General features: G+C 47.2%; 9 protein-coding genes. 2 read left to right on the forward strand and 7 right to left on the reverse strand.

Translation table 11 applies throughout. The features are described 5' to 3' along the window. From ACXAGQ_RS26145 to ACXAGQ_RS26175, 7 genes are all read right to left on the reverse strand, one after another. Entirely contained in the window at window positions 1–1,701 is a 1,701-nt protein-coding gene (locus ACXAGQ_RS26145) for a VWA domain-containing protein (protein WP_475257896.1), read from the reverse strand. After that, window positions 1,694–2,788 carry a vWA domain-containing protein gene (locus ACXAGQ_RS26150; protein WP_475257897.1) on the reverse strand — a complete coding sequence of 365 codons (1,095 nt, stop codon included), beginning with the start codon at window positions 2,786–2,788 and terminating at the stop codon, window positions 1,694–1,696. Before ACXAGQ_RS26150 ends, ACXAGQ_RS26145 begins: the two co-directional genes overlap by 8 nt. After that, entirely contained in the window at window positions 2,781–3,356 is a 576-nt protein-coding gene (locus ACXAGQ_RS26155; protein WP_475257899.1) for a DUF4381 domain-containing protein, read from the reverse strand. Before ACXAGQ_RS26155 ends, ACXAGQ_RS26150 begins: the two co-directional genes overlap by 8 nt. 2 nt (window positions 3,357–3,358) lie before the next feature. Further along, a complete protein-coding gene (locus tag ACXAGQ_RS26160) occupies window positions 3,359–4,321 on the reverse strand; it encodes a DUF58 domain-containing protein (RefSeq protein ID WP_475257901.1) in 963 nt (320 codons plus the stop codon). A 10-nt stretch (window positions 4,322–4,331) separates the two neighbouring features. Further along, window positions 4,332–5,318 carry an AAA family ATPase gene (locus ACXAGQ_RS26165; protein WP_475257903.1) on the reverse strand — a complete coding sequence of 329 codons (987 nt, stop codon included), beginning with the start codon at window positions 5,316–5,318 and terminating at the stop codon, window positions 4,332–4,334. 110 nt (window positions 5,319–5,428) lie between these two features. Then, window positions 5,429–7,672, reverse strand: coding sequence for a multiheme c-type cytochrome (locus tag ACXAGQ_RS26170; RefSeq protein ID WP_475258084.1), 2,244 nt, complete (start codon window positions 7,670–7,672; stop codon window positions 5,429–5,431). Window positions 7,673–7,811: 139 nt separating this feature from the next. After that, on the reverse strand, window positions 7,812–9,359 hold the full coding sequence (locus ACXAGQ_RS26175) for an arylsulfatase (protein ID WP_475257904.1): 1,548 nt from the start codon (window positions 9,357–9,359) through the stop codon (window positions 7,812–7,814). Window positions 9,360–9,730: 371 nt separating this feature from the next. On the opposite strand from ACXAGQ_RS26175, the gene ACXAGQ_RS26180 reads away from it, so the two are divergent. Both ACXAGQ_RS26180 and ACXAGQ_RS26185 read left to right on the forward strand, forming a co-directional pair. After that, complete coding sequence (locus ACXAGQ_RS26180; protein ID WP_475240612.1) at window positions 9,731–11,296, forward strand: arylsulfatase; 1,566 nt, start codon at window positions 9,731–9,733, stop codon at window positions 11,294–11,296. A 481-nt stretch (window positions 11,297–11,777) separates the two neighbouring features. After that, window positions 11,778–12,716 (forward strand): LysR family transcriptional regulator, encoded by a 939-nt coding sequence (locus ACXAGQ_RS26185; RefSeq protein ID WP_475257906.1) that lies wholly within the window; start codon window positions 11,778–11,780, stop codon window positions 12,714–12,716. The last annotated feature ends 252 nt before the right edge of the window (window positions 12,717–12,968 follow it).

Here is a 12,968-nt window from a genome sequence, read left to right on the forward strand (position 1 = left end):
TCATTGTTTCACCTCACCGGTCGAATCGCTGTTACTTGAATCATTGAGTTGGATCTGAAATTTAGCCCGCAAGAAATACTTAGGGTCGGCTTCTACCCGCCTCAGCCATTTGTCTGCCAGTTCATCACTGCCTAAGATTTCGCTGGCATTCAACGTGTCTTTGATCATGAGCTCTGCGGCGGTTTTTTCATCTGCCCCGTCAGCCGTTCGTGGTTTGTCATCACTTAACTCAAAAGATTCTTCTGGCCCATCCGTTGTTCCCGCTTGGCTTTCACTGGTTCGGTTGATTTCCTCTACAATGCCGCCGATCACCTTGAGGTTGTGCTCAACATCTGGTCGTAAGTTTGGCTCTAGCGACTTTTTATCAGCCAAAGACTGCAGCAAGTCTCTAGCCGCCAGATACTCACGCTGCCTCGCCAATGCACTCGCCGCGTTATACAAACCGAAGTCACTGTCCATTTGCAGAAATGCGCGATGCGCCTGTTTATATTCACTGGCATAGTAATAAGCCGTCCCTTTCCATAGCGGATTGACAAAATGCTTCGCGGCCTCTGGGTAGTCCCCTTTATTGAATAGTCTCTGACCTTGCTGATCCGGCGTTAACCACAAATCCCACCACCATTGCGCTGTTTTATCCCAGGCAGTGACCTCCGCGGCAAGCTCTGTTGTTGGTGCTTTCGATGCAACGATTGTTTCAGCTTTGACAACAGGTGCTACCAATAGGCTTCCACTCAAGGTCATGACCACGCACCATTGCACCAGCCAGCCTTTGCGGAACCACAGCAGCATGACCAGGGCAACCGGCAACAACAGTTGATACCCCATATCCTGCCATGGCATTGCTGACTCACCATTCAGCTGCATATTTCTCTCAACTGAGCGGTTAATCTGCTCTATGTCGCTACTGTCTACAGTAGCAGCAATGAATCGGCCACCAGTGTCACTGGCAAGTTGCCTTAATGAATCAAAATCCGCAGGCGCATCGCTGACAACATCACGGTTACCCGCGCCCAGTATCATCAATTGATATGGTTTGTCGGCAAAATAGGCTTTGAAAGCCGCGGCAGTATTGGGGTTAACACCGTCAGACACCATCAATACTGTGGAGCCAGGTCTCCCTTGCAATAATTGGTCAATAAGCGGCAAAGCCTGTTCAGCAAACTTTCCCTCAACAGGCATAATTTCAGGGGAAATCGCTGCTAATATAGGCTCAAACACCTTGGTATCTTGGGTCATTGGCATCGCAACATGGGCAGAGCCTGCGTACACTACCAAACCTGTGCTGCCACCTTGGCGCAGTGCTAACAAGTCACGGACTTTATGCTTTGCCCGCTCTAACCGGCTAGGGGGTAAATCTTTCTCAAGCATCGACTCACTACTATCGAGCAACACCAGCATTGAGGCTTTATCCTCACCGAAGGGTGAAGCTTGGCGCTGCCATGTTGGCCCGGCACAGATCACAATCGCAATTGCAATAATGGCCATTAGTAATTTAAGCGGCAGTTGCTTGCTCCAGCCTTTTTCTCCTATCGTCAGCACATTGCGCAGGTGCTCGGGCAGCACATCTTTCCAAGATGGCTGGTTATCTTCACGCCAGCGAAGCCACAATAAAAAACCCATCGGAATAAAGGCCAGCAACCACATTGGTCTGATGAAATGAAATTGCGATATCACCTGCTGTAGGTTCAAGCTATCAAGCATGGTTACCCTCCGAGCCTTTTTCCTCCGAGCTCAGGCGCTGCTGGCTGGTTCTGCGTCTATTGAATGTTGCCAACGAGAAGGCAACCAAGTACATCACAACAACGACCGCAATCAGATAATGGTGAATGCTTTGCTTGGGACGATAAGTAGATCTTTCATAGAGTTGTGGCTCAAGTTTACCAATCTCCTCATAAGCAGCAGAGAGTGCTTGACGGTCGAGGGCAACAAAAGCCTGCCCGCCAGATTCTTTGGCGACACGGTTGATGGTGTCCATATCGAGCGCTGTTTCGCCAACCGTTTGAGGATCCCCCATCGCAATCATATGGATCCGCACCCCTTTAGCCTTGGCAACCTTAGCCGCTTCAATCGGTTCAACAAAACTATCGGTATCATTACCATCGGTAAGCACAATGGCGACTTTCTCTCTATCTGCGTCACCTTTTTCCTGGTGGCTTTGATCAAACACTTTAATTGCCAGCCCCATCGCATCACCTAAATGGGTACTCTGACCTGCCATAGCCACTTCGGTTTGGTTAAGCAACGCTAGCCACACAACCTGATCGGCCGTAAACGGTGTTTGCAAGAAAGCCGCATCGCCAAACAGAATCAAGCCCAAGCGATCGCCCTCTCGAGTTTTGACAAAATCTACCAATACCTCTTTCACGGCATCAAGACGGGAGACTCTCTGGCCTTTTTCGGAAGTAAAATCCTTTTCAGCCATTGACCCTGAAAGATCTACCAGCACCATGACATCACGGCCAAAGCTCTCCCTTACTTGCGGAGCGCCCAAAATCGTTGGCTTGGCTAAGGCTGTGATAATCAGTACCCAGGAAATCACCAAGGTCAAACGTTGCCACCAAGATGGCGATAGCTGATTGGCCCCTGCAGAGGGACTTTCGCCCAACGCCTCAATTAACTGGCTGAAAAATGGCACTTTAATCGCACTTTGCTTGGTGCGATAAGCTGGAACAAAATAGACAACCAACAGTGGTAACGGCAGTGCCAGAAACCACCAAAGATGAATAAACTCCAAGTTAGTCAGGGAAAAGTTAATCAGAGAAAAATTAAACAGAGAAAAGTTAAACATGACGCCCTTCTCCCTGCTCTTTACGTCTAGTCACTAATTTGGCAATAAAGCCGCCTTTGGATTCATGGTACCCATGTTGTCTGTGCTGAGATGGGTGACTCTTCACCCAGTACACAGCTTTACGCTGCAAGCGAGTTCGCTCTTCAGCATGCAATACTGTCGATGGGTCAACCAAAGACTGTGTCCATTTCTGGCCGAGGTCATCGTCAAAATCCTCTTTCCCGTCGCCTAACTGATCAAGCTGTTGCAAGAATGATTGGCCAAATAGCCTTCCAAAAGCGGGATCCAAGTACACCAACACAATCTTCAAAATTGAGTACAAGCCATCTTCAAAGTCTCGGTCATTGGTGTTGAGCTTGTTTATTGCCGCAATGGCCTCGTTGCGGTAACGGTTATGCCACCAAAATAGCAGGCGGCGATAAGCAAGAAAGGCAGCCAGAATAATCAAAGCGACAGCAAGAATTTTCCAGCCAATTGTCTGCGGCACCCAACTAACACTGTCAGGTACCGTAATATCATGAAGCTCACGCAGTATGTAGGTGCTCGGTGGTGTATGTTCGATACTCATTGTTATTGTCTCCCAACAAGCCGTTGGAACTGGCTAATGTGGGAGCCCGAAGTATCCAGTTCAATAAAAGGAAGGCTTTTCAACGCCATTAAGCGAGTAAGAGACTGTCGGGTAAGCAAACTACGCTTCGCTAAACTCGCACTGGCATTGGTGATTTTTTCTTTGGAGTCGAGGGTCAGCTGATACTGCCCGTCTCCGACGACCCAGCTCGACTTGGCTAGATCTCCGGGCAAAGTCTGCTCAAGAGGGTCATTAACCATCACGGCCAGCACATCGTTATGCATTTGAAACTGCTTGAGCAAGTCAAGGTGTTGCTCCTCGCAATCACGCCAGTCGGTAATAAACACTAAGGTCGACTGGGATAAGTTCATTCGTTTAAGCTGCTCAAGCCAGAGTGAAAAGGTTACCTTGTCACTATTACGGGAATCGACATTAAGTTGCTGGTTAGCTTTGGCTAATAGTTTTAACTGCGCCATAAAAGCATGTTGAGAGCGTTGTGATTTACTGTGGTATAGCTTCTCTGCTGAAGCGACAACGACGCCTACCCGATCGCCGTCTTTGAGCACTCGCCAACCACACATAGCTGCGATTTCAGCAGCAATGACAGATTTCATTACCTGAATCGACGAAAAGAACATCTGGCTACGCTGGTCAACGCAAATAACAACATTTCGGTCTTTTTCTTCGGTATAGCTGCGCACATGGGGCTTGCCCGTTCTCAGGGTTACTTTCCAATCGAGGTTACGAATGTCATCACCCAGTTGATAATGACGCAGCTCTTCAAAGTTAAGCCCGCGGCCGCGAAACAAAGAATTATGCCGACCCGACAGTACGCTGCCGGCCTTCAAATGCGGCAATAGACTAAACGTATTGATCTGGGACTGCAGACGCACCAAACGTGAATAATCACAATAAATACGGCTATCTAGCCCGGCGGGCTGAGGGGCAATATTGGGTTTTGCCATAATGCCCCCGCTATCCAATTTCTACATGGTCAAGCAGTTCTTCAACTATCCGCAAGTGGCTAACACCATCAGCAAGGGCGTCGTAGCTTAGGGTAAAGCGGTGGCCAAGCACCATAGGAGCCATGGCACGGACATCATCCGGCAGCACATGGTCACGACCTTGAAGCCAAGCATAGGCTCGCGCGCATTTATCCAGCGCAATAGAAGCACGTGGGCTTGAGCCGACCTCAATCCATGTAGCAAGGCTAGAATCTGGGTAACGCTCTGGTTTACGGGTCGCCATGACCAAAGCAACAATATAGCGCTCGACGAGATCTGAAACCGCGATATTCGGCAGCTGACGCCGCGCCTCAAGAACAATACCCGTTTCAATATACTGCTGGGCTTGATCTTCGGTGTGAGACTCACTCGCCCCCACCTCTTCACCTCGAACTAACCGGATAATATCAAGCTCTGCGTCATCTTCGGGGTAATCCACTGTTACCTTCATCATAAAGCGATCCATCTGCGCTTCAGGTAGCGGATATGTCCCCTCTTGCTCAACGGGGTTCTGTGTTGCCAGCACCATGAACAACTCGGGTAATTGATGGGTTGTATCGTCAACTGTGATGGTTCCTTCCGCCATCGCCTCTAGAAGTGCTGCTTGCACTTTTGCCGGCGCTCGGTTGACCTCATCAGCAAGGACAATACTGTTGAAAATGGGACCAGGCTGAAAGTGAAGCTGGGGTTTACCATCAAGATCTTGATAGATCTCAGTACCTGTCACATCAGACGGCAGCAAATCAGGCGTAAATTGAATACGGCCAAAATCCGTTTTAAGCAGTGCAGCCAAAGACTTTACCGATCGGGTTTTCGCCGTACCAGGTAAGCCTTCTAAAAGAATATGACCATTGGCCAGCAAGCCAATCACCAGCGCTTCAACCACATGACGCTGGCCGATAACACTTTTCTCTGTTTGTTCAATCAGCTGATTAATCGCTTGCTGTGCTTGGTTCATAGATCCCCTCATCCAGTTAGTTTTTAGACCTGTATCGTACCTATAAGCCCGATAACTAATGGTTATACTGGCCATTACAGCTCAAGCCTTTTCATCGTTTCAATTTACTATCACCCCCTGATTTGAGCTTTCAGCTGACTAACCACTTCAGGCGGCACCATCTTGCCAAGCTGCTGGGTACAGCCTTCAAACGCCGTAGCAACTTCACCTATTTGGTAATTTCTCGCTAACACTTCACACTGGGCGTATAAATGCTGAGGGTTACCACTCAATTCATAAGCAGTATTTATTGCCTTGCTGGCTGCCAGTACATCGGTTTTCTCCAATGCTAACCCGTAGACATACCAATAGTGGGAATTCCCCTCTGCCATTTCAGCGGCTTTTTTCAGCAAAGACTTGGCTTGTTGCATCTCGCCAGCACGTAAATAGGCCAACCCTGCACTGTAAGGTAATGCGCTATCTTTTGGCTGTGCTTTCATGCCTTGCTGCAGCACTGCTAAAGCTAGACTTTCTTTATTCTGTCTACGGTATAAGTCCGCCAGATTGACATAGCTATTAGCGAAATAAGGCTCGATTTCTATTGCCCCTTGATACCAAGAGATGGCTTCATCAACATCCCCCATCGCGCGATAAACGTTACCGAGGTTGGTTCTGCCAAACCCTCTATCCGCATTGAATTGTTGGATCTCGATGTATTCTTGCAATGGTTTGTTCAGGCTGTCTTTTTGCAACAAGCTCATCTGCGGCCAATGTACGACCAACGCTGCAGCCGTTTCAGTCCGCACCGACAAAACAGGATCCGATAACAATGGAGATATAATCTGCCAACGCTCCGGCCAACCGTAACCCGCCGAGCCTTCTATGGCACCTAACCGTATCAGCTCATTGTCGTGCTTAACCGCCCTTGCTAAAGCCACCAAGGTGTTCTGGCCGGTATTACCCGCCATACGAGATAGCGCAGAGGCACGGATAATATTGCTTAGGCTCGAATCTTGCGCGGTATAAGAAAGTGCATCAGGTGCCGCTTGGTGGCCAATGCTATCGGCATAGAAAGCCACCCCGAAATGCTGCTGGTTTCGATACTTGGAATTTGGAAAATGCTTAGCCAGCGCTTTGTCCGCCCATTGATTGGTTTTATCGTCATGGCATTCGGTGCACACATTAGGGGTGTCTATATGCTTGCTGATATCCGGACGGGGGATATGCCAGCTGTGATCCCGCCGAGGATCAACCTGCATATACGTCGTCTCGGGCATATGGCAGGTAGTACATTTGGCCGCTTCCGTCCCTTCAGAGTGAAGAGTATGCTTGGGGGTAGTATATTCAGGCGATACATGACACTGGCTACAGACAGCCTCTTCCGGAATTTTTAATTTTGCTGAGTGTGGATCATGACAATTAGTACAGGTGACGCCTTTCTCAGCCATACGGGATTGCAAAAAAGATCCATACACATAGTCTTCGTCATAAATCTGGCCGTCATGATAATAAAGCTCTGGGGTGATCAAACTCAGCCGGTACTTATCTAAAAATGCGCCTGTTACATGATCGGATGTCTCATTAAGTTGGGTTCGCCGACTATGGCATTGGGCACAGGTTTGTACTTGGTCCGTGGGTACTATCGAGGCTGGCTGGAGGGTTTTGTGCCCCTCTTTTGCAACCCATTGTTTAACCGATACAGTGAGATCACGTTCGAACCCCATCAACTCACTAGCGTGTGAAGTTGGCATATCGCTTTCGTTTTCTTTGACATAATCCACGTGGCCGCCCGCAGGGCCATGACAAGCCTCGCAACCGACATTGATTTCAGACCATGTCGATTGATAACTATTCGTTTTGGTGTCGTAGTTTTTCTTTAGGTTGGTTGAGTGGCAATCTGCGCACATAAAGTTCCAGTTCTGCCCGGCATTGGTCCAATAAAACTCATCAACCGGGGTCGCCTCGGGGTATAAGTGAAACCAACGTTGGCCGCCTTTTTCTGGCGGGCGGGAATCCCAGGCAAAAGGAATTAGCTGGATACGACCATCGGGAAATTCGACCATATACTGCTGTAACGGGTAAACACCGAAGGTATAGCTAATTTTGAAGTCAGAGAATTGCTGATCGGCACCCGCGATATTCACCCAATACTCATCGCCCTTTTTAAAAAAGCGATTTGTTTTTCCGTTATGTTCGAGTTTTTTGTCTGAGAAGTTCGCCATGACAGATTCAGGCGTTGCATGTTTCATCGCCATTTCATGGTGTGAGCCTTGCCAGGCCTTTACTTGCTCTGCATGGCATTCGGCACAAGCTTCACTGCCGATAAATTCTTGAGGCTTCGCAATTGTGACCCCAGGTAATAAGACAGTAAACATGCCGAAAACGAGCAGCCAGTTATAAAAGCTTAATTGAAACAACCGTGCCATATCCATCCTTGAAGAATTATGCTCCCTAACTAAAAATAGAGTATGAAAGTGAATAGAGGGCTCCGCAGAGCCCTTGATATTAAAAAGTTTACTTGTTCTGAGGCTGCTGGAGCTTTTCCATCACCTGATCAAGTGAGAAGCTTGCCGCTTTCTGCCTTGGTGGGAACTCCTTGAAGGTTTCAAGGAACTTAGCCACATAGGCTTGAGCTGGTACTAGCATGAAGGCACGATCAAGCATCCAGTCGTAGTAGGTGTTTGAGGTAATATCAGCAACCTCGTAGGGATCCATCCTCAAGTTGAAGATTTTAGGTACACGCAGTGGAGTGAAAGGTTCAGCCCAAATACGTAATGTCCCTTTAGCACGCTGCTCCAAGAATACGATCTTCCAGTTGTTGTAGCGAAGTGAACTCAGATCACCGTCATCGGTAAAGTAAAACACTTCTTCTCGAGGCCCTTTATCCACTTCACCGGTTAGGTATGGCAGGAAGTTGTACCCGTCGAGGTGAACTTTAAAATTCTTATCGCCTGCTTGGTGACCTTCAAGTAGCTTCTCTTTGATCTTGTCATCACCGGCTGCTGCGAGGAAGGTTGGCATCCAGTCCATGTGGTGCATGATCTCATTGGATACACTGCCCGGCTCAATTTTACCTGGCCAACGTACCATGGCGGGTACTCGGTATGCCCCTTCCCAGTTAGTATTCTTTTCACCACGGAATGGCGTCAAACCGGCATCTGGCCACGAGTTCATGTGCGGGCCGTTATCAGTCGAATAAAAGACAATGGTGTTATCCTTGATGCCAAGATCATCCACTTTCTTAAGTAACTCACCGACATGGTTATCGTGCTCAACCATACCGTCGGCATAAAAACTGATCCCGGTCTTGCCTGAGTTCGCTTCTTTAACATGAGTACGGAAATGCATACGAGTTGCATTCCACCATACAAAGAATGGCTTCTCGGCTTTCACTGCGCGATCCATGAAGTCCAAAGCAGCCTCAAGTGTCTCATCATCAACGGTTTCCATCCGCTTACGAGTCAGAGGACCTGTATCCTCAATCTTGCCGTCAGCATATGATTTGATGACACCGCGAGGGCCAAACTTCTTACGGAAGTCAGGGTCTTTAGGGTAATCAACATTCTCCGGTTCTTCCTCAGCATTGAGGTGATAGAGGTTACCAAAAAATTCATCAAAACCATGATTAGTTGGCAGGTGTTCATCTTTATCACCGAGGTGGTTCTTACCAAACTGACCTGTCATATAACCCAGCGGTTTTAGCAGCTCTGCAATAGTGGCATCTTCCGCTTGCAAACCGAGATCAGCACCGGGAAGTCCCACTTTACTCAGCCCTGTTCTCAATACAGTTTGCCCGGTAATAAACGTCGAACGGCCAGCGGTACAGGATTGTTCACCGTAGTAATCGGTAAACATCATCCCTTCCTTGGCAATACTGTCTATGTTCGGAGTGTGATAGCCAACCAACCCAAATGTGTAGGCACTGACATTGGTTTGCCCGATGTCATCACCCCAGATAACTAAAATATTGGGTTTCTCTGCTGCGATACTACTGCTTGCAGCACCGACCAGCAGTGTTGCAAGTATCATTATTCGGCTTTTGAAGCCTTTTCTCGCTGTCATATAAACCTCAGTCACTAAGTTAAAATGGCGTCCTGCAACAAAAATTAATAGCTCACAATGGGTAGTTCCGCGACCTGCACCACTCAAAATTAAGTATTTTTCTGCGATTAAAATAGTCCGAAGCCGTGCCTTAAGACCAACTTCGCCTGCGGAAACAGGTGTGATACTCATCACGGTTAACGTCGATTTTACTTCACTCTCATTTGATTAAAAGCGTTTATAAAACATCATATTAGCTAACGTAATTAACCAAAGGTTATAACCGCTATAAAGCGACAAAGCCCCTTAGTTGCCAGTAACTTAGCGCCCAACGACAAATAAGCACCTTTCGTGCTGATTAAAAAAACGCTCTTAATTTGAACGGAGTTATTATGGCAAACCAAGTAAGTAAACTGGCTGTCGGTCTTGGGGTTCTCGCAACGTCAAGCGCTGCTGTTGCAGCAGACAAACCAAACATTCTGGCGATTTTCGGTGACGATGTGGGTTACTGGAATATCAGCGCGTATAACCAAGGCATGATGGGTTACGAAACCCCCAATATTGACCGTATCGCCAATGAAGGTGCATTGTTTACTGATCACTACGGTCAACAGTCTTGTACTGCTGGTCGCGCATCCTTCATCACGGGTCAAGAACCTTTCCGCACCGGCCTTTTGACCATTGGTATGCCAGGCTCCACACACGGTATCCCTGATTGGGCACCAACTATTGCTGACTTGCTAAAAGAGCAAGGCTACATGACCGCGCAGTTTGGTAAGAACCACTTGGGCGATCAGGATCAACACCTTCCAACCGCTCACGGTTTTGATGAGTTCTTCGGTAACCTCTACCACCTTAACGCGGAAGAAGAGCCTGAAACTTACTACTACCCGAAAGATCCTGAGTTCCGTAAGAACTATGGTCCTCGTGGCGTGATCAAATCTTACGCTGACGGCAAAATTGAAGATACCGGCCCGATGACCCGTAAGCGTATGGAGCACGCAGATGAGGAATTCCTTGAAGAATCACTTGCCTTCATGGAAAAAGCAGTAAAAGCCGACAAGCCTTTCTTTATCTGGCATAACACCACCCGCATGCACGTTTGGACTCGCCTACAAGAGAAGTACCAAGGTAAATCGGGTATCAGTATTTACGCTGACGGCATGCTAGAACACGATGATCACGTAGGTATCTTGCTAGACAAGCTTGACGAGCTAAAGATTGCTGACAACACCATCGTTATTTACTCTACGGATAACGGTGCTGAGACCGTAACTTGGCCTGATGGTGGTGCAACCCCATTCCACGGTGAGAAAGGCACTACCTGGGAAGGTGGTATGCGTGTTCCTCAGCTTGTTCGCTGGCCGGGTGTGATTGAACCTGGCTCTCGTATCAATGAAATGATGGCGCACCAAGATTGGCTACCAACGCTTATGGATGCTGCCGGTGTGCCAGATGTGAAAGAACAGCTGGCTGAAGGCTACACAGCTAATGGTAAAGACTGGCGTGTACATATCGATGGCTACAACTTTAAGCCATTCTTTGAAGGTAAAGAAGACAAAGCACCTCGAGAGTCTCTGCTGTATTTCTCAGCCAACGGTGAGCTGAACGCAGTACGCTGGCACGACTGGAAACTGAACTTCGCCGTGATGGAAGGTAACATTTCTGACGCTATTCGCTTTGAGCAAAACTGGCCGCAGATCATCCACCTCCGTGCTGACCCGTTCGAAAAAGCTCCACACGAATCGGCTATGTACATGCGTTGGATGGCTGACAACATGTGGTTGTTCGTACCGATTCAGGACGTAATCGGTGATTTCTTCAAGACGCTGCCAGACTACCCAATGCAGCAAGGCCAGTTGATGAATCCTGCTTCAATCAATTACCAATCATTGGGTCTACAAGGCAAGATGCAACAACTTGATGCCCTGCAGCAGAAAGTTGAAACGATGAAATAATCATCCTTCCTTTTGGATAAAACTAAAGCGCCCGTCATTCTATGAATGCGGGCGTTTTCTTGTTGAGGATTTAGGCTGGGAAAGTTGATAGTTCTCTACAAACCTTTCCTTCACACCGCGAAGATGTTTGGCGCTTTTCCGTTGCACAATTTCTCTAATCCTTTTGCTATCCAAACTCAGAGCCTGAACTCCTCGTTGCAGTAGCTGCAGCGGTATACCTGCTTGTAGAACAAGCGCTGCCACCAGCGCCTCTTTACCCTGACAACAATCTTGTGCTTACAGTCATCATTCATTGCTTTCAATCACCATAAACCATCATAAAAATGCCATAAAAGTGTCATAAATCGAGCGGGAGTATATGGAGTTGTCACCTGCCAATAAACCAGCAAAATTAAAACGGATCGTTCCAATATTCAGAACGATCCTTATGTGGTTGTTTGATACACTAGCTCAGGGAACAACGAAATAAGCCAAAAACGAAATGAAGACTGAAGACATTAAACTGTTTCACAAAGTAGCTGAGTTTGACTCGCTAACAGAAACGGCTAAGTGGATGGATTTACCTAAATCCAATATCAGCCGCCGCATTAAGCAACTGGAGAGTGATCTGCAGATCAAACTCTTTCACCGCCACAGCCGCCATATTACGCTTACCGCTGCTGGACATGACTTTTATAAGTCATCCACCAAGCTCATGAATGAACTGGATCAAACAATTAGCAAGCTACAACGCCCAAAGAAAGAGCTAGATGGTCGGTTAAAAGTCATGATCTCGCCAGTCATGATGAATATTGGGAAGCTGGTCCTGGAGTTTATGCAATTGCACCCTGCCATCAATGTTGAAATCATCAGCTCCAGCGATGAACTGGACCTCATTAAGAATGACATTGATATCGCATTCAGGGTTGTGAATACTCCAACAGAAGAAAATCTGATTGCTCACAAAATTCGCGAAGAACCATACGGGTTATATGCTTCACCTCAGTACTTATCGAACAACGGTACTCCAGACGCTTTGGATAAACTCGCTGAACATAATTTCATCACGTTTCGTTTTAGTAATGGTGAAGTATTTAATAAGCTGACGCTGGAAGAGGGTCAAACGCTCCATCTCACAAGTAACTTAACAGTTAATAGTGTTCCTCTGCTCATTGAAAGCGCTATCCAAGGTCATGGCATGATATTGATTTCGCAAAGAGTAGGGAATTTATTCGCACAAAAAAAACTACTCGAACAAGTCATCCATAGCTATTCACCAAATTATAATTTCGGCTGGATTGTACATCCGCCACGCCAATACTTATCTTTAGTCACTCAAGAATTTATCAACTTTATTCTAGACCGGATCAAGCAGTTGGGCTACGACGATAATGACGCCATGAATGTTTTCAGGCTGCCTATTTCACCACCAACCAAGTGAAACAATAATAAAACAAACACACCCCAACCCAGCAACAACAGAAAGACATTTGCCGCAACCTGTAAACACAAATAACATAATGACATCATTATAATATGTGCAAATGTAACGGCGGGATAAGCCACCATTTTGAGCAACAAGGCGACATACAAAAGCAAAGCAAAAATAACCACTAAGACACACAAGCACCACTTATGTAACAAATTATTTTTTACCGTGTTAATGACCGTAAAAAACCCCTCTAAAACTTGA

The organism is Photobacterium sp. ABD4_091 (assembly GCF_056160145.1).